Source organism: Corallococcus sp. AB030, from assembly GCF_003668965.1.
GTDB lineage: Bacteria > Myxococcota > Myxococcia > Myxococcales > Myxococcaceae > Corallococcus > Corallococcus exiguus.
Window position 1 is genome coordinate 1 of the sequence record NZ_RAWQ01000102.1, and the last position, 18,241, is coordinate 18,241.

Genomic DNA, 18,241 nt, shown 5'->3' on the forward strand with positions numbered 1-18,241 from the left:
CACCGCCGAGGACGCGCCAACTGCTCTGGCTGCCGTTGGTGTAGAGGGCCTGGACAGCGCACTGCACCTCCGTCTGCAGCGTCAGCTTCAGCGGCGCCACCCACCGCCGCTCCGAGGGTCCGAACTTCCGCGGCTCCAGCAGGTAGCTGTCCGTGTTGTTGGGGTCGCCGCCCTCGTAGACGACCACCTGGAAGCCGGCGAGGAGGTGGGCGGGGAGCGCCTCCTCGTGCGTCCAGCGAATGTCCAGGTAGCGCGACTTGATGAGCTGCGGAGAGCGGACGCCGTCCACCTCGCGGTCGTAGATGCCGGCCGCCTCCTCCTGCTCGCGCGAGCGCATGTCCTCCCGTTTAGGGAGGCGGCGTGGACGAAATCCCCAAGGTGAGGGTGGCCGGCACCGTGGGCACAGACACCACCAGGACGCTCGCCGCGCCGGTGCTGTAGTTGCCCGAGGTGTCGATGGCCTTCACATGCACCGGCAGGTTGACGCCCGGCGCCGGCAGGGCCCACTCGTAGGTGGTGGCGCGCACCTTTCCGATGAGGGTGCCCGCCTCCCAGCTGGCGCCGTAGCGCAGCTCGTAGGTGTCCCTGTCCAGGTCCGGCACCTCCGCCCAGCGCAGCGTCGCGGTGCTGCCGTTGAGGGCACAGGTGAGTCCTGTCACGTTGGACGGCGGCGCGGCCTTGCCCTGCACGGTGTAGCTGGCCGAGGCGTAGGTGGTGACGAGGCCGTTGAGGACGGCGGCCACCTGCACGGTGTACGCGCCCGGCAGGCAGTCCAGCAGCTCCCAGTAGTGCGTCTGCACCGGCGTCTCCGACGTCCAGTTGCCACCCTCGCGCTGCCAGCGCACCCGGTACTCGGTGGCGGTGGCCACCTGCGTCCACCGGGCTGTCACCATGACTTTCACCCCGCCATTCGTCGTCTTGTAGAGCGACTCGCCCACCGCCAGGCCCGCGGGCGGCGCGGACGAAGGCAGCACGGACGTGGGCAGCGGCTGCAGCTTCACCCCGTACTCCACCTCCGCGTACTTCCCCGGTTCATGGCGCAGGGCGGTGATTTCGTAGAGGTGCGGCTCCACCTCCGCCACGTTGAGGATGCGCCAGAGGGTGGGCGTCAAGTCGGACGCGGCCAGCACCCAGACGGCCTGGAGCTGGGGCACGGCCGAGAAGGGCGTCGCCACGGGGAGCGCGCGGTAGGGCGCCGGCGCGAGCGCGGCCAGCGGGCGCTCCTCCACGGTGCCGTCCGGCAGCACCACGGAGAGAGCGTACGTCTTCCCCGCTTCCAGGGTGACGTCCGCGTCGAGCTCCACCTGGCTGGCGGTAGCGGCCACCACGCGCCCGCCCCACCGGCGTCCGGCCCGGTACGGGTCCTGGAGCTTCACGACGGCACCGGGGTTGCGCATGGCGCCCTCGAAGCCCGTGCGGAACGTCACCGTCTCCGTCTCTAGCCTCTCGGTGAGGAGGAGCCACCGGCCCACGCGCTGCGCCTGGCCCCGGGAGGTGCAGCCGAGCGCCACCACCTCGGTGGGGTTGTAGCCGTAGGTGGCGAGGCCCTCCTCGTCGGTGACGTACTCCTGCGCTGCCTTGAAGTGGTTGTCCGGGTCGTTCCAGGTGACGAGGGCCACAGTGTGCCGCGCGCGCTTGCCGCTGGAGGCGTAGGTGAAGAGGCCGTCCACCACGTTGGCCGGCGTGAAGAGGTACTCGGCGTCGCGCGGCGCGTCCTGGGCGACGAAGACGGCGCCGGAGGCCCAGTACGTCATGCATCTGAAGACGGACGCGAGGTTGTTGATGACCTTGTACGCGTCCTCCTGCGTCTGGAGGTAGAGGTTGCAGCGGAAGCGCGGCTCCGTGCCGCCCTTCCCGTCCGGCACCAGCTCGTCGCAGTACTTCGCCACCGTGTAGAGGCCCCATTTGTCCACCGCTGCCTCGTTGAGGTAGCGGCCCAGGCCGTAGCGCTTCGTCGTCAGCAAGTCGTAGAAGCACCATGCCGGGTTGTCCGTCCAGGCCACCTTCCACGTGCCGTCCCAGGTGCCCTCGTACGTCCGGGCCACGGGGCTGTAGTTGCTGGGCACGCGCACCCGCAGCCCGCGAATCCGGTAGCTGCGCGTGGGGATGCTGGAGAACTGGCTGGCCGCCACCTGCAGCGCGCACAGCGCGGTGTTGGGGAAGCTGAGCTTCTCGTCCAGCAGCGTCGCGTAGGACTTCCAGATGACCTTGTTCTGCGTCGTCACGCTGTCCGCGTCCTCGCTGACGCGCGTGACGCGGATGTCCCACGGTGGTGAGCCCGTCAGCTCCACGCGGAAGGTGCGCTCGTAGGGGCTGGTGCACTTCCCGCGGAAGAGCTCGGCGTCCTGGAAGGACTGCACCACGTACCCGCCCCCGTTGCTCTGCACCGCGATGGAGACAAGGACGCGGGTGGGCTTCAAGTCGCCCGTCGTGGGGTCCTGGTAGGTGAGCTGGGGCACCTGGAGGGTGACGCGTACGGCGTCCACCTCCGGGTCCGACACCGTGCGCACCACCGGCGTGGCGCGCTTCACCTCGACGCCCACGGAGTGCTCCGCCTCGCCGGAGGGGAAGCCGGGGATGTACTCCTGCGACTGCGTGCCCTTCACGTCGTACACGGTGACGCCCGTGAAGTTAAAGGTGCCATCGGGATTCTGGATGGCGACGCCGTCCAGGTAGACGGACTTCAGCCCGTCCACGAGGCCCTGAATCTCCCCCTCGCACAGCAAGTCCAGCACGCGCGCCTTCGAGCTGGACTTCAGCGTGTTGGGAGACTCGACGGGCGTGCGCTGAGCGCCGCCCTCCCCTTTTCCGCCGCTGCTGCCGCCCATGTCAGTCCACCACCGTCGGGTCCGCCTTCTTCACGTTGTGGCTGAGGAGGCCGTCGGAGACGTAGGTGTGCGCGCCCGCCACGGTGAGGCGCACCACCGGCCCGCGCTCGCCGCGCGTCACCTGGCGCACCACGCCCGGCCGCGCGCCTACCAGCCGCGCGCCGGCCGCGAGGTGGCGCAACTCCACCCAGGCGTCCTCCGTCCGCACGCGGTGGTTGCCGGTGGCCTCCAGGCGCCGGCCATCCTCCAGCTCCAGCAGCCAGCGGACGCCCTCGGCGAGCTCCGCGGCGGTGACGGGGAAGTCGCCCCACTCCAGCGTCTCCTCGTCCTGGGTGCGCACCAGCATGCCCACCTGGACTTCGCCCGCGGGCACCTCGCGCCCGTCCGCCAGGAGGATGGTTACCCACGGCGCGGGGCAGGTGCCGCCGCCCGCTGGAGTCCCGCCGGGCCCCGTCTGCCCGCTGCCGCTGCTGCCCCCGAAGCCGCCGTCGGACCACTCGGTGACGATGCCGGCTGAGACGACGCAGCTGCCCACCTCCATCTCCCCGTAGCAGATGGGCACGGGGTGGCCCTGGGCGAGCGTGTTGACGGGGCCGCCGAAGACGTAGCTGGGCTTGTTGGCATCGTCCTCGTCCGGCCCCGTGGAGGCGGGCGGGGCAAAGAGGAGCTGCGAGACGCCGCCCACCACCAGGGAAATGCCCGCGGTGATGAGGGGCACGCCCGCGCCGTACCCGTAGACGGTGAGGACGGCGCCAGCGGCGATGAGCACCGCACCCGCCACCACCTGGAACCAGCCGGACTTCGCCCCGGCCAGCGCGGGCATGAGGGTGAGGACGCGCGCGCCGGTGGGCATGCCCAGGTCGTCCTCTCCCACGTCCCGCTTGCCCGCGAAGACGTGGTAGCCGGGCTCACTGTTCTCCGCGAGGTAGCGCCGGAAGCCGTCGCAGACGGCGGAGAGGGCCCGCACCGCCTCCGCGGGCGAAGGCACGGAGAGGTCCAGCTTCCAGACGCGCCCGAAGCGCTTCCCCAGGGGCCCGCCCAGGACGATGGTCGTCAGCATCGGGACGCGTGCCTCACGACGCGCTGGGTGATGCGCGCCCAAAATCCGGAGTACGTCTCCCGGGTGGAGAGGCGCCCCATGACGTGGTGCAGGAGGACGTCCCCGCCCAGGTACACGCCCGCGTGGTTGGGCACCGGGGCGCGCAGTTGCATGAGGAAGACGTCGTGCTCGCGCGGGGCTTTGCCCGTCACGTCCACGAAGCCCGCGCGGCCGAAGCCCTCCAGGTAGAGGTTGCCGCCCTTCGCCCACCAGTCGTCCGGGCGCTCGAAGTCGGGCAGAGCCAGGCCCAGGCGCTCCCAGTAGTAGTCCTGGATGAGGGAGTAGCAGTCGAGGACGCCATGGCTGAAGGTGCGGCCCACCAGCGGCGGGCGGTAGCCGTCCGGGAAGTAGAGGCGCCAGTGCCCCACCGGGACGTTGAGGATGAGCCAGGGCAGGCCCCAGCGCTCCATCATCACCCTGTCGGCCTCACTCGGTTCCGGCGCGGCGTTGGGGTGGGAGTGCACCACCGCCACCACCTCGCCCTCCCCTTCTGCCTGAGCGTAGTCCTCCGGAGCTAGGACGAAGTGCGCCTGGCCGGCGGCGAGGTTCCGGCAGGGGCGGTACCGCTGGGCGCCGTCCACCAGCACCACGAGGCCGCAGGACTCGCGGGGGTAATCGGCCTGGGCGTGGGTGAGCGCGGCGCTCAGGACGTCATCAGCCAGCGTCAGCCGGCAGGGGTCGCTCATGCAGACATCGTGGCCACGAGCGTGGACGGCATCCATCTCAGACCGGACACAGAGGGGCTGTTCGGCCTGCATTCGGAAGCACCTAAATCCGCCCCAATTGAGGCCACGGTCCTAGCGGCGCTACATTCCAACAATGACCTGGCAGCAATATGAACGAGCCATTCTGGAGAAGTTCTGGCGCGAGTTTCAGCCACCTCACTTCCGCGTGGAGCCATCAGGGGGAAACAGGCATTATTATACCGGTCGCCATTCAGGTGAGCGGAGACAACTGGATGTAGCAGTCTACCGACGAGACGCGACTGCTCCGTTCTTGGTGGTTGACGCAAAGCATTGGCAGAACACTCTCGACATCAGCGACGTCGAGTCGTTCATAAGCTTCGTGGACGATGTCGGAGCCACCCAGGGCGTGCTTGTTGCGAGTTCTGGTTTCTCTGAAGCTTCACCCCGCCGAGCGGCAGGAGCACCTGTGCCGATTCATTTGGAGATCGTCACGGCGAAGGAGGCATTGGAGTTGGATTGGCTCGGGCTGGGGCGAAAGCTCTTCCCGCAGGATTGGGCCTACCACCGTCATTTGGGCCATGCACTTCGCCTTATTGAAGGCAGCGGATCCGCAGCAGCGATTTCAGATGCGGTGGAAGGGGTTCCATTTGAAGAATGGGAGGCGGCCGTCAGCTTCGCGATCAACCAACACCGCAGAGAAGCGCAGCATTTTCTCATTTGGGTAGCGACAAAGCACGACGACAGTGGATGGAGGTTCAATGCCGCCCGCCATCTCGCAGAAATCGGACTGCTTACTGAATCCATCCGAAGCCAAGTCGTCGCCCTTGAAACGGACCCAACGGCATGCGCGATACTTGATGAAATGTAGAAATCACACAGCAGCTATCCGCTGAACCGTCCAAGGTAGGCCCTTTCCATCCACCAACCGAACGGCCACCGCCGTCCGCGCCAGCCATTCACTTGCACTGGCTTGCCTCGGCAAAGAGTCCCGGGACCTCCCGGAGCGTCGCCATGCCTTTGTAGGAGGCCGAAGGGGAGAGCCCAGAAGACGGCTCCATGCGTCGTACGTCTACTCCGGGAGCTCGTACAGCAGGGTGTCGAGCAGTGCGATCCGACATCTCCAGACCCGCGCCTCAACCGGCACCAGTGGACGTGAAGCGGCAAACCAGGGAAAGGACCAAAGGGTGTCGAGGAACTTGACGTAGGTGGTCGCGCTGGTCGGGACAGTTCCGAAGACCTGCCAGAGACGCCTTCGGTTGGCGTTGTTGACCGAGAGGAAGACGTCCGGCCGTTTCATGGCGAGAAGGCGGGTGGCAGCTCCCAACCCAACACCCCTCAGAGCAAGAACTCCGTCGAGGTAGGCCTCAACCACGTCGTGCGACACACGCCCCCTGACTGGAACAGCATCCAAGAAGCGCCCCAACTGCTTGGGAGAGTCGGTGGTGAGCTGCTTGAAGTAGCCCGCCCCTTGCATTCGCCCAAAGTAGCCGGTGGTGTCCCGCCCCCATCCAGCCACCAGCTTGCGCTCATCTTCTGGCATTGAAGCGAACGCTGGCCAACGATGGAACGCTTCCCGACAGGCTTCGGCCTCCCCTAGATAAGAGCCGTCCGGGTGATCGAAAACGCGAATCTCAAAACCGTTAGCCAGAGCCCGCCTCTCCTGACGAGCGATGAGGGCATAATATCCCGCCCAGTCGCAACTTAGGTCTCCCAGGCGCACTGCGGCGTTAGCAGGCAAAGGCTGGGGCGCCTTCTTTATTGGAGGCTTAGGCCTGCTTTCATACAATTCATGATATGCGGCCAACCATGCCGCGCTTGGCGTGAATGCACGCGGGTCGTGCCAAGCTGCATCCACAAACGAAAGCAGGGTGCCCGCAGCATTGCACTGAGCATCTCCCTCAAAAAGGACGTTCAGTTCCGTGTTCCCATGAAAGCCTCCCCGGGTGAAGTTCGAAGATCCCCAGAGAGCACGCACCTGCCCTCCGCGTCGTCCGACAAGCAACTTCGGATGGAAGACACCAGAGGTGTCCTCAATGACATGAAGGACTTTAGCATTGCCAAGTTCGACCAGAACCTGGGGCTCGGTCTGAGCGAAGTGGATCCCGATAACGGCCCGGCGGACACGCTCAAGGGGTAGGCACTTCCAATGCTCTGCTGTTCCTCCAGCCGAGCTAGCCCACGCGTAAACCAAGTCAATATCCGAGGCCCAAGCCACAAGCCTGCGAAGCGCATCCATCGTATCTGCTGTAGATGCCAAGACCGTGAAATTCTCTGCCATACAATTGGCCTCCAGGCCAAAGAGCGTCGCAGAAAATGAGACATCCAACCCAGATGCCCCACCGCGTCTACCGCCGTTGTGTCACCAATGCCGACCAAATGACCATCATGCTGTTGGGAAAGATAGCAGTGCTCCCAGAGCCCCAGAACTGTGTGGACATGACTTTGGCGGCTCACACCATAGGTCATATTATCCAGAGAGGTACCGGTCTACTTCAACGACCGACCAGTAGACTTCCGCGAAGAAGAAGTCGCTCTCAGATGACCTCAAACGCAGGTTCTGCGTTCTCTGTGACACGAGTCGCCAGCACGCTTTTCCGCCGCAAGGGGTCCGCCTTCGACCGGTCCTTCGCGCTCTTCTGGACGAGGTCGGCGCGGTGAATCACCTCGCTCGCCTGAGCCTTCACATCCTTCACGGCCACGAGGCCACACGAGGATGACAGGTGACGAGGTTCCCCTTTCACTTTGACCGTTTCCCCTGAGAGCGATGCCAGCGCTGCACCCATGCGCCTCTGAGCCTGTTCCAGTGGCGTTGCTGGCATAACAACGACGACCTCGTCACCGCCCTTCCGGTAGGCGTCCCCAACATCGGACACGGCCTTCTCGATGGCATGGAAGAAGGCCTTGATGGCTTCGTCCCCCGTTGCATGGTCGCCGTCTTCGTTGAACGCCTTGAGCCCGTTCATGTCGAGGTAGGCCACCGACACCGGCGACTCCTCCTGGATGTTCATGATGGCAATCGCCAAGTCGCGCTCCGCATGGCGACCGTCATAAAGGATTCCAAACGGTTCATGCAGACGAGTGGAACGAAGCTGGTCCTGCAGCTCCGCCAACCGAAGACGGCCCAAGTGCCCCAGTTCCAACTCTACACTCTGGCCATCTAGGAGCCTTGAGACAAACTCCGCGCGACCGAGTCGCTCCCTCCGCTCAAGTTCCTCTGCAACCGCGTCGAGGCCGCCACTGCCTGGCACGTAAAGGCTCTTCCTGATGTCGGGGCCATTGATCATCCCCCTAAAGAAGAGGGAGAGGACCATCTGTACTTCCTTTGCAGCCTCGAATGATCCCCCTCCCCCTCTCGGGAATTGCCTACTGACCCACCGAGTCTGCTCGAACCGGGCAAGAAATTGTAATTCCAGGAAGCGAGCATCATTTTTGTACTCTGCCATGCCGAATGAATCCCCAGTTCACCAAGGCGGGCAACGGCCCGTCTTGATGAACAACAATAGAAGAAGTTGGCAGGGCGACAAGCTCGCAACGAGCCGCCAGCCGGGTCTGAATCCACCCGGAAGGAGTCGGAGTTCAGCGGATGAGTCCAACTGCCGGGAACCCTCCGTACGGCAGGACGGCAGCGACTCCGAAGCGCAGCTTGCAACTGGCGAGGCGCTTCCCGCACCGGTCCTCTATGGCGCTGGACGTAGGCGTGTCGTTCACCTTCGCCACTGGCGGCCCCGCGTAGCCGCAGCCCTCGCCGCGGTACTCCCAGGGGCACAGCTGCGTGATGATGCGCAGCGGAATGCGGACGCCATCCAGGTCGCACTTCGCGGCCAGGCTGAACTCGATGACGTGCTTATTCTCCACCGTCTTCTGGTCCACCACGAACTCGTCGTCCGGGAAGGCGTCCAGCGGGGAGGCCGTGGGGTTGACGCTCCCGGGGAAGTTCACTGCGTCCAGGTAGCGGACGAAGGTGCGCTTCCGCAGGACGCGTGCGCTCAGCAGATCGTTCAGGTCCCGCGCCATGGCGCCGATGGTGCCGGCGACGTTGGCGAGCGTCAGCGTGGGCCGGGGCAGCCGCCCCATGCCGGACTTATCGAAGCCCTTCACCTGGATGGCCCAGGGCTCGTAGGCCATGCCCTGCCAGACGACGGGCCCGCGGAGTCCGTTGGTGCCCGCGTGGAAGTGGCTGACGCCCCCTCCTGGCAGGTTGGTGGCGTCCAGGACGAAGAGCTCTACGAGGGCCCCCGCGTCCAGCCTCTGGATGTCGCTGGCGATGCTCACCCTGCCTCCTCCTGGAATGTCGCGGTGAAGTCGTAGGCGTTGAAGCCCTTCGCGGTGCGGTGCCACTCCTCGCACACGACGTGCGCCACCAGCTCGCCCGCGCCGGTGAAGGTGAGCGCGACCCCGGCGGCCGGAGCCGCGGCGAAGGTGACGAGTCCCGAGTCGGCCAGGCTGTAGGCCGTCCCCGCCACCTGGGCCACGCCCGCTACGTAGACGGTGGGCGGCGTAGTCCAGCCTGTGGCGGGCACCAGCTGCTCCGGCACCTCCGGGGACAGCGACCGCTGGAGGAGCCACTGCGTCCTGGCCCCGTCCCCCACCCCGAAGGGCTGCGCGGTGACGGCCCAGGCCGTGTCCGGGGTGACGAACTCGAAGGACTCGACGCCCGCGCGGGCGCGCAGGAAGGCCTCCAGGCCGTCCGCGTCCACCTTCGAGAGGTTGGAGAACTGGAGGGACCAGCGCCGCAGAACGGAGTTGAGTCCGTCAGCAGAGCGCTGGGTGTAGCCCTCGCCGAACTGCGCCTTGCGCACTCGGGGCACGGTGTCCGCCTGGGCCCCGTAGTCCGGGGTGAACGGGAAGCGCTCCATGCCCTACCGCCTCCCGCTGAGAACGCTCTTGGTCATGCGCATCATTTTCGGCAGATGCGTGGACAGCTGCCCTCGTGCCTTGAATCCGCCCTGACGCATAGCGGCCATCCCCGAAACACTTGGGTAGGCCGCAGGCGTCTTCCGCGCGTTCTGGTGTCAGGGGCTGTTGGCCTATGACGGCCCGGCCAAGGAGAGGGCGCGGGACTCTAGGAGTAGCCCCTTCTCCCGTGCCTCTGAGTCAACCTTGCGCCACGGTGGTCCGCGCTGACCTCTTGCCGCGTCCCGCCCTCAGTGCAACGCGTTGCCCAGAGCCGATGCCCTCGGCTCTTCCGGCCACGGCTGGATTGTCCGGTTAATGGTCGACTGTGCGCAAGGAAGCTGCAAAAGCTTGGTTTGGAAGGCATGTGAGGCTCTGATTCGCATGCGGAGGTGCAAAATGAAGCGACTTATCCTGTGCTCGCTACTGGGGCTTATCGGCGCGTGTGGACCCGACGAGGTCGAGTTGGTCGAGGACGGCCAAAGTCCGGCCGTCGAGCGTACCGTTCATGCTCAGGCGCAATGCTGGAGTTACTCAAACTGGACCCGGTGGATCGCTCCCGGCGAAACTAGCGGCTGGCTGGAAGTTAGCGGCTACTACAACGGGCCAACCCACCGAAGGTCCCGGATCGCAGTCGATGGCCGTTGGGTGAAAGCCTACTCCTCAGGCATTCAGGGCCTCACCCAGATGATGATTGAGTTTGACGGCCCCTGCGTGGCGAGCACGACCGGATGGCTCAGCCCATCGGAGTACGCGGAATGGTACTGCTCATCTGGCAAGCAGAATGCGCGGCTCCGGATTCGCGTTGCGCTAGCATGTTAGAGCGGTCCTCGGGCGTTCTGCAGGAGGCGTCCCGGGCTCGCGCGGTCCCTTCGATGCCCCGCGGGCAGTAGTCGCCGCGGGGCTGTCGCGGGTGCTGAGCGACGTGCCGGTGCGGACCGGCTACCTGGAGGCCCAGGTGGGCGCGTCCTCCCTCACGGGCGCGTACGCGCGCCTGGAGGGCGGTGCGCGGCTCTGGCAGGGCCTCGGGTTCGCTGCTGTCGCCGAGCTGAAGCATCCCCTCATTCTCATTTCTCCCTCTGAGCCCGCCTGCTCGGCCGCTCATGGGCTCTCCGAGGGGAAACCTCAAATGAGGGGATTGCTCAGGTCGCCGAGGCCAACAACACGCGCGAATGGCTGGCGTGGGCGTGCGGGAGACGCTCAACTGACGAGACACGGATCCTCGTCAATAGAGTAGGCAAGACTCAGCACTGCTTAGTGCCTCGGCATTATTCCAAGCGCGGTGCACAACTCTTGTTGTGATTTCTGCGCAACAGGCGAGCCTGTGTCGGATCCCGATCTCAGTCAGCCGACGGCAAGTGCGGATTTTCTGCCAATCATCTCATAGAGTTGCTTGCTGCTTCGGGCAAGCTTGAGCTCCTCGCTTGGCGTCATGGTCGGATTAGCGCCTAGAGTCGCCCTGAGCGCCAAGGATTGCCTTCCATGGGCTGCCCATCCCATAATAAATTGCGGAGAAACTCCAGCAATTGGCATCGACATGACACTATTACGCAGGTGCGTTGCAAGTATGAACGAGTGCATTTCCGGGCCGGAATTCCAGTGCATCTGAAACTCCTTTGCACCTAGCATTTCCATCACAGGCTCTTCCAGCGCCTTGCCATTGCCGATTGACTTTGCAGACCCTGGAAGAACTTCTTCTGGCTGGAACTTATTGAAGCTCTGAAATGCGTACAACTTCGTCTCTGGAATGCCAAACATATTCACTCGCCGGATATTTGACGATCCAATCAGAAACGACGCCTTGAGTTCGCGGAGCGAAGGCTTGTGGAGGTAAAAGCACTTCCTAATGAAGCGCGAAACCCAGCGGACAGAGTTGTTATTGAGCCCATCCTGTGCATTCCGTGACGGCATGGAAAACTGCCCAGCCAGTCGGGAAAGGATGTCAAGCCCGATGTCGACCGAGCCCGAAAAGCCCCCAATGATATTGGGGCTTAGGGCATAGATTTTCTGAAGACCATCGTGCTCGCTTTTGTCTTGCAGAGTCACCCGAATGTCCGATGCCATCAAGATAGTGCCAAAACCGATATTCGCGCCGACTACCCAGGTCATTGGAACCTCCATTGAAGCGACATATTACTGACGCGTGGTTGCGCGTAGGCTAGATTGAATCGGTCACGAGTATTGCCAAGTTTCCGGTCACGGCCGAATCGCTGCGGTGAACAGAAGCCCGCAGGCAGAACCGACCCTTGTGCGACTGAAGCCCCAGTGGGGCCGCAGGCTGGTACCGCCCGGTCAAGCCGATAATGCGGTCGTGGCTTGGCTGGTCGCGGCAACCGGCATCCGACCGCTGGCCGTCCCCATCTACCGCCCCCGGACGAACGTGTACGTCATGCCACCGGGAGCCATCTCCTCTCGCATCACCTTGCGCACGGCGTCGGCGAGGCGGCGTCCGAGGCGCTCCGCTTCCGCGCGTCCCCCCTCTCCTGACGCGCTCACCTGGGAGGATCCGTCTGCGTTGACGGTGATGTAGAGGGTTTGGTTCACGTCCCCTCCCCCCAGCGCCTCGTTGGGAACGATGCGGCCGGAGCTGGAGGGGATGAACAGCTCCGGCCCGAGCTCGCCCACCAGGTGCGCCTGAGACGCGCGGACGGGCCCGCCGGCCGCGTGCGCACCGCCCAGCATGAAGGAGTAGGTGCTGCTCATGTCCGCGCCGCCAACGAGCGTGGAACCACTACCGGACGACACCGAGCCGCTGAGGGCGTCCATGCCCAGGTTGACGAGGGCCATGAAGGCCTTCTGCGCCGCCAGCCGCGCCAAGTCCTTCAGGATGCCGTCCACCAGCGAGGAGAACTCCAGCCGGCCCGTGGTGACGAAGTTCGCGAAGGCGTCCGCCATGTGCTGCGTGGCCGTGCCGACGATCTCCTTCGTGTAGGAAAAGCCGCCGTGGAGCTGGTCCTGGAGGCGCTCCACCTCCTGCCGGTACTGCTCCGCGGTGATGCGCCCGTCGGCGAAGAGCTGCTTCACCATCTCCAGGCGCTTTTGCAGCTCCGCCGTGGGATTGAGCTGCTTGGCCAGCTGGTCCATCTCCGTCTTCAGCGCCGCCTCGGACTTGCCCTCCGGCGTCCACATCGCCCGGGCCTTCTTCATCGCGGCTTCGAACTCTGCGGCCTTGAGGCGCCCGGCATCGAGTTCCTCGCGGAGGACCTTCTGGGCCTGGGCGTACTTCTCCGTGTCCTGGTTGCCCAGCTCGCGGTTGAGCCCCTGGAGCACCCGCGCCCTCTCCTCCTCCGCCTTCTTCACCCGCTCCGTCTCCTCCTTCTGTTTCCGGAGGGCTTCCAGCTGCGCGATGGCCGCGTCCGCCCGCGCGACCATCTTCGGGTCCTTCAGCGAGCGGTACTCGTCGGAGAGCTGCTTCGCCTCGTCCTTCGTCTTGCCGAGGGTGCGCGCCTCCTCCTCCAGGTTCATCAGCCACTGCTCCTGGCGCTTCAGAAGCTTCTCGCGGGCCTTCTCCTCCTGCGCTGCCTCCTTGAGGGACTCCTTCGAGTGGGCGCTGGCCTCATTCGCTGCGGCCGCCCCCGCTCTCGCCTCCTCCGACCGCGCCTCCTTCAACCTCTGGAGGCCCTTCTCGATGTCGGCGACGCGCTGCTGCTGGGCCGCAAGGTCCTTCTCAAGAGGGACCAGCTTCTCCTCGATCTGCGGCGCGAACCTGGGGTCCTTGCGAGCCCGCGTGAAGTCTTTGGCGTCGGCCAAGCCCCATCGGTAGTTCACGGTCATGATGAGGTTCTGTTTGTCCTTCACCTCCTTTGTGAGGCGCTTCACCTCCTCCTGAGCCTTGCCGAGGTCCTCTCTGGTCAGCTTCTCGTAGACGGCCGCAAGCTCCTTGACCGTGTCCACCTCGTCCGTCAGCAGGTCCTGGTAATTCCCACCGAGGGTTGCCATCTCCGCCTTCGCGATATTGAAGGCGGCCATTGCACGGCTCTGGTCTTGAAGGGCTCGCGTCTCCTTGATCAGCTCAACGACAATCTGGCTTCCGCGACTGGCGTTGGTTCCTGACTCCTGAGCGAACTGACGCGTCTTCTCCCGAGCCTCGTCAGCCGCCTGTCCGAGTTCATGAAAGGCCGCCACTGCAAGAGTGAGCGCTCCCGTAATGATCCCGATAGGCCCACCCATGAAGTCCAGCGCCGCCTTGCCGGCCCGCGCGGCCACGGATGCCCCCTCAATGGCTGCCGCTTCCTTCACCTTCGCCAGAGCCAGCTCAGTGGACGCCAGCGTCGCCTTCTTCGTCGCCGACATCAGGCCGCCCTCAACAGCCGCTGAGGCCTGCAGCGCCGCGTACTTCTTCTCCAACATGGCCTGGGCCGAGCGCAGTGCTGCGATGCGGCTTTCGTCAGCGGACCGGGTGTACTTCGCCTCGGCAAGCGCCGCGTTCGTCGCGGACTCGCGCGCCTGGTTGAGCGCCGTGGCCTTCGACACCAGCCCCTTCACCCACTCCTGAGCCCACGCCGCGCCGCGCATCGCAGCCACCACCACCAGAGCCTCGCCGAAGAGCTTCACCGCATTGGTCGCCGTATCGAAGTTCTCCGTCAGCGCGCGGATGCCCGGCTCCGCCGCTGAAAGGATGTCGCTACCCACCTCGCCCTGGAGCTCCGCGAAGCGCGCCCGGAGCTGGTCCAGGGCGAATTGGGGCGTCGAGGCCATCTTCTGGAAGGCCGCCTCGGTGCGCCCGGCGGAGTCCTGCATGTGCTTCAGCGAGGCCGCGAAGTCCGCGGACGCGGTACCGGTAAGCGTCATCACCGGCAGCAGCGCTTCCACCCCGCCGAAGAGCATGGCCATCTCCTCGGCGCTGCCGTGCGTCTTCTGGTTCACCTCCTCAAGGAAGCCCGCCAGCCCGCGGGCCTTGAGGGCCGTGACGGAGAACTCCAGACCCAGCGCGTCCGCGAGCTTCGCCGCCTCGTGAGACGGCTTCGCGACGGCGGCGATGATGGCGCGCAGTCCCTCCATGGAGGTGGACGTCTGGATGTTGTTCTTCGTCAGCGCGCCTGTGGCCGCGAGCAACTCCGCGAGGCTGACGCCCGTCTGGGAGGCGATGGGGGCCACCCGGCCGATGAAGCGCGAGAGGTCCTCGATGCTCGTTTTCCCGTCCGCCGCAGAGACGAACATCATGTCCGCAGCCTGGGTGACGTTGCGCAGCTGGCTCCCGTAGCTGGCCATGACGCCCGTCAGGCCGTCCGCCGCCGTCCTCACGTCCGTCACACCGCCGATGGCCAGCTTGTTGGACACGGTGAGCAGTTCCGTGGCCTTCGCCGCGTCGCTCGCGCCCGCGCTGAGGATTTCGTAGAGGGCCCCAGCCTGGTCCGTGGGCGTCCGCCCGAACTGGTTTCCCAGTTCCTTCACCTTCGCGGTGAGGGAAACCATCATCCCAAGCTGGTCCTGCTCCAGCACCGTGGAGACCTGGGCCATAGCCGTCGAGAAGCGCAGCGCCTCCTCGGTGGCGCTCTTGATGGCCGCGCCCGCCGCAGCGACGCCGAGGAACTGGCCCGCCAGGGTCCGCATCCCGTCCGCGAACCGGGTCACCGGAGGCTCGGCCTTCGCGGCCTCGTCTTTCACCTTGCGGAGGGCGTCTGCCGCCCCTTCCTTCTCCTTGCCCATCTGGCCGAAGCGCTGGTTGAGCGCCTCCACGTGCCCCAAAAAGCGCGACAGCGCGGACGTGTCCGCGAGCGCCGCCTGGAGCTTCCCAGCCGCCCCTCCGAGGGACATGAGCTGGGCTTCCAATGCCCCCGTCGCCGTCGCAGTCGCGGTGAAGGCCGTCTGAATCTTCGCGGCCGACTGCTCCAATACCGAGAGGTGCGAGGTGGCGGACCGGATGTCGGCCAGGGCCTTCGTCGTGTTGCCCAGGCTCCGCGTCGCCTGGGCGAATGCCTTGCTGAGGGCCTCGGTCGCCGTCTCCAAGCCCGTCGTCTTCCGCTCCGTCTTCTCGGCAGCCGCTTCCACGCCGCCCAGTGTCGTGACGGCCTCCTTCGCGTCGGAGGTGTCGATGCGGATGCTCAGCTCAGCCAGGTCGAAGCCGCCGGACATGATGATCCTTGGTTGCTGCAGGGGAAGTTGGGAATGACAGGGTCACGCGGCACCCTGTTGGACATGCCCTGTGGCGACGAGCAGCGGCTTGTGGTCGGCTCCAGACCATGCGCGCACATCTCGTCCTCATGGGCCTGCTGTCCCTCTCCGCCTGCGACCGGCGGGAGAAGGAGATGGAGCAGGCGCGGATCGCCAGCGTCCAACGCGAGAATGAGAAGTACGGAGGCGACGACCTGAGCTGGGACGCGACTGGAGAGCGTCACACCACGTTTTTGCTGGTGCGGAACTACGGCACGAAGGACCCAGCTCAGATCCGCGATTCGATGCTGAAGGGGCTCCCGGGCCTTGATGCGGGCAAGGAGGAGATGGAGCGAGACGGTTTCACCCACATCGGCCTTCGAGACCGGGACACTGGCATCGTGATGACCAAGCCTGTCTCCGAGCTTCGGGGCATGGCTGCTGTCATCGTCGATTTGCACTCCGGGCCGGAGCGAGACGTGCCTACGCCTGACCTCCCTTCGTGGGCAGCAAAGGCTCCTGACATGCACAAGGACGCGAAGCAGATGCGATGTGCAGAGAAGGGAACGCACGCTTGCTGCTCTTACGTCAGCAAAAAATGTGTGTTCGTCCTGTGTCGTAGCGACGACTTCAGGCAGTGGACGGAAGAGGGCGACCGCTGCAATTGATTGCACCCTCGTCCTCCCATCCGGCGTCACTACTTCTTCGAGACTTCGACCAGGAACGCTTCGTCCAACCGGCGGAGCAGCTGCACTTCGAAGGGCGTGGGCCGGTTGGCGGAGAGGCGGACCCAGGCCTCCATGTCCGGGAAGGAGATGGGGTTGAGGGTGAAGGCGCCAGCACCGCGGGCGTTGGACAGCTCCGCGAACCACCCCCACACGTGGGCGAGGGCGTCGGGCAGCGGGGGCGCCTCAAGCAGTTCCGGCGGAGGCTTCCCGGTGGCGCGCTCCACCTGCTCCAGGTGGGCGCGGACGGAGACGCCCTCCGCGTCGGTGCGGCTCAGGCGGAATTCGTGGCGAGCGAAGTCGAGGAGGCGCTCGCCCTCTCCTCGAAAAAACTCGCGCGGTCCTGCACCGCCTCGTCCACCTGGCGGCGCAGCCACGGGTGGACGGTGAAGAGGCGGCGGGCGCTGTCCGGCGTGAGGGGCACCTGCGCCACGCCCTCCAGGACGCCCGTCCAGGAGACGGTGCAGGCCACCAGCAACTCCAGCGCGTCGGCCTCCATGTCCCGCGGCGTCTCCGGCCGAGCGCGGCGACTGGCGCGCGGCGCGCTGGCGGTGGCCTTCTCGATGATGGCGCGCGTGGCCTCGCGGTAGCGGGGTGAATCCGCGCTGGCCACCTCCACCTGCATGCCCGTGGGCTGGCCGGTGACGGGATGGAGGATGTCCACGGTGAGGGTGTCGTGGCGGATGAGGCTGGAGAGGTCGAAGCCGGAGGCGGGGGCGGTGCTCATGCGGTGCTCCTGGTGGTGAAGGGTGGAAGGGGCGCGCGGCCGCGGGCTACGCGTTGCTGCGCTGGTAGAGGATGGAGGCGCCGGACACCGGGTCCAGCAGCGCGGTGAAGGGCATGGACACCTGGACGGGGCCCTCCTTGGGGTTGTCGACCTCGCCGCCCGTGTACTTGAGGCGGGGAATCCGCAGGGTGTGGAAGTCCGTCCCGTTGACGTCCTGGAGCACCACCTCCAGCGAGGACTCGGACTCGTCGAGGAACTTCGCCAGCAGGTCCTGCCCCATGAAGTAGGCGCTGAGGGTGCCGGACACGCCGAAGCCGCCCTCGTGAATCTCCGTGGCGGAGCGCTGGCCGATGACGCCCTTCGTGGAGCGCCCGTTGGTGATGTCCAGGTCCAGGGACGTGACGTTGGCCACCAGCAGCCCGCCCTCGCGCAGGCTGCCCGTGAAGGCGTCGAAGGGGCTGTTGGTGCCCGGGGGCGTGACGGTGGCCGCGTGCGAAGCCGTGGCCATCTGCATGTCCTTGCCCAGCAAGGCGAAGGTGCCGGTGATGATCTCCTCCGGCTTGATGGAGAGCTTCAGGCTGTCCACCGCGCAGCCGCGGTAGAGGGCGTATTGGTTGATGTCCGTGAAGGCGCGCTCGAAGCTGAACGTCTTCAGGACGGTGCCGGACTTCAGTCGACGGCCCACCAGCGCCACGGTGCGCCCGGCGGCGGCCGCGTCGTCCTCCAGCTCCAGGTCCACCGTGAGGGCCAGGGCGGTGACGGCCTCGACGCGGGCCCGGCCGTTGTTGCCCGCTTCCGCGAAGCCGGACACCAGCACCTGGTCCCCAGGCAGGAAGCCGTCCGCGAGGAAGCTGCCGGCGGTGCGCACCACGGCGCCCGCGTCCGCAGCGAGGGAGACGCTGCCCGTGGTGGCCGTGGCCCAGGTGCCGCTGAGGGCGGCCTCCAGCAAGTCGTCGAAGGTGCCGAGGGAGAGCTCGAAGCCGATGTCCCCGCCGACGCTCACCATGCCGTGGCGCAAGTCGGAGAGGTGCCTGTCGGCGCGAATCTCGTTGGACTGGTAGTTGGCCTTGCTGAGGTTGAGTCCCGTGCTGGTGAAGCGCAGCGCCTTGTAGGTGGTGCTGGCCGCGATGCCGAAGCTGGCCTCGGAGGTGAAGCGCAGCGCGGTGCGCTGGCCGGAAGCGGAAGGCATG

General features: G+C 65.9%; 15 protein-coding genes. 2 read left to right on the forward strand and 13 right to left on the reverse strand.

The features are described from left to right. The 4 genes from D7Y15_RS23265 to D7Y15_RS23280 all read right to left on the reverse strand — a co-directional run. Nucleotides 1–337 (reverse strand): hypothetical protein (locus D7Y15_RS23265; protein WP_148712846.1); only part of this gene is annotated, 337 nt, incomplete at its 3' end. Between the two features lie 10 nt (nt 338–347). After that, nucleotides 348–2,828 carry a host specificity protein J gene (locus D7Y15_RS23270; RefSeq protein ID WP_121753966.1) on the reverse strand — a complete coding sequence of 827 codons (2,481 nt, stop codon included), beginning with the start codon at nt 2,826–2,828 and terminating at the stop codon, nt 348–350. A 1-nt stretch (nt 2,829) separates the two neighbouring features. After that, the gene (locus D7Y15_RS45325; RefSeq protein WP_199745976.1) at nt 2,830–3,888 is read right to left on the reverse strand and encodes a hypothetical protein; all 1,059 of its coding nucleotides are present in this window, start codon (nt 3,886–3,888) and stop codon (nt 2,830–2,832) included. Beyond that, nucleotides 3,882–4,613 carry a C40 family peptidase gene (locus tag D7Y15_RS23280; protein WP_121753967.1) on the reverse strand — a complete coding sequence of 244 codons (732 nt, stop codon included), beginning with the start codon at nt 4,611–4,613 and terminating at the stop codon, nt 3,882–3,884. The genes D7Y15_RS45325 and D7Y15_RS23280 overlap by 7 nt, the downstream gene beginning before the upstream one ends. Nucleotides 4,614–4,746: 133 nt before the next feature. Between D7Y15_RS23280 and D7Y15_RS23285 the strand changes: the two genes are divergently transcribed. Then, nucleotides 4,747–5,481, forward strand: a complete 735-nt coding sequence (locus D7Y15_RS23285) for a restriction endonuclease (RefSeq protein WP_121753968.1) — start codon at nt 4,747–4,749, stop codon at nt 5,479–5,481. 201 nt (nt 5,482–5,682) lie between these two features. On the opposite strand, the gene D7Y15_RS44230 is transcribed toward D7Y15_RS23285, so the two are convergent. The 6 genes from D7Y15_RS44230 to D7Y15_RS23315 all read right to left on the reverse strand — a co-directional run bounded on the left by D7Y15_RS44230 (nt 5,683) and on the right by D7Y15_RS23315 (nt 15,581). Continuing rightward, nucleotides 5,683–6,891 carry a phospholipase D family protein gene (locus tag D7Y15_RS44230; RefSeq protein WP_148712847.1) on the reverse strand — a complete coding sequence of 403 codons (1,209 nt, stop codon included), beginning with the start codon at nt 6,889–6,891 and terminating at the stop codon, nt 5,683–5,685. A 256-nt stretch (nt 6,892–7,147) separates the two neighbouring features. Next, nucleotides 7,148–7,924 (reverse strand): diguanylate cyclase, encoded by a 777-nt coding sequence (locus D7Y15_RS23295; RefSeq protein WP_158627675.1) that lies wholly within the window; start codon nt 7,922–7,924, stop codon nt 7,148–7,150. 265 nt (nt 7,925–8,189) lie between these two features. Then, on the reverse strand, nt 8,190–8,885 hold the full coding sequence (locus D7Y15_RS23300; protein WP_121753971.1) for a phage minor tail protein L: 696 nt from the start codon (nt 8,883–8,885) through the stop codon (nt 8,190–8,192). After that, nucleotides 8,882–9,469 carry a phage tail protein gene (locus D7Y15_RS23305; protein WP_121753972.1) on the reverse strand — a complete coding sequence of 196 codons (588 nt, stop codon included), beginning with the start codon at nt 9,467–9,469 and terminating at the stop codon, nt 8,882–8,884. The genes D7Y15_RS23300 and D7Y15_RS23305 overlap by 4 nt, the downstream gene beginning before the upstream one ends. A gap of 1,381 nt (nt 9,470–10,850) precedes the next feature. After that, nucleotides 10,851–11,615, reverse strand: coding sequence for a hypothetical protein (locus D7Y15_RS44235; protein WP_148712848.1), 765 nt, complete (start codon nt 11,613–11,615; stop codon nt 10,851–10,853). Between the two features lie 252 nt (nt 11,616–11,867). After that, nucleotides 11,868–15,581: a phage tail tape measure protein gene (locus tag D7Y15_RS23315; RefSeq protein WP_121753974.1), complete on the reverse strand. Its 3,714-nt coding sequence runs from the start codon at nt 15,579–15,581 to the stop codon at nt 11,868–11,870. A gap of 107 nt (nt 15,582–15,688) precedes the next feature. Between D7Y15_RS23315 and D7Y15_RS23320 the strand changes: the two genes are divergently transcribed. Then, complete coding sequence (locus D7Y15_RS23320) at nt 15,689–16,267, forward strand: hypothetical protein (protein ID WP_121753975.1); 579 nt, start codon at nt 15,689–15,691, stop codon at nt 16,265–16,267. A gap of 29 nt (nt 16,268–16,296) precedes the next feature. Here the strand turns inward: D7Y15_RS23320 and D7Y15_RS23325 are convergent, their stop codons facing one another. Genes D7Y15_RS23325 through D7Y15_RS23335 form a run of 3 tightly spaced genes read right to left on the reverse strand, consistent with a single transcriptional unit; the run spans nt 16,297 to nt 18,240 of the window. After that, nucleotides 16,297–16,551, reverse strand: a complete 255-nt coding sequence (locus tag D7Y15_RS23325; RefSeq protein WP_121753976.1) for a hypothetical protein — start codon at nt 16,549–16,551, stop codon at nt 16,297–16,299. 47 nt (nt 16,552–16,598) lie between these two features. Next, entirely contained in the window at nt 16,599–17,051 is a 453-nt protein-coding gene (locus D7Y15_RS23330; RefSeq protein ID WP_121753977.1) for a hypothetical protein, read from the reverse strand. Nucleotides 17,052–17,097: 46 nt separating this feature from the next. Further along, nucleotides 17,098–18,240: a phage tail tube protein gene (locus tag D7Y15_RS23335; protein WP_121753978.1), complete on the reverse strand. Its 1,143-nt coding sequence runs from the start codon at nt 18,238–18,240 to the stop codon at nt 17,098–17,100. Nucleotide 18,241 lies beyond the last annotated feature (1 nt).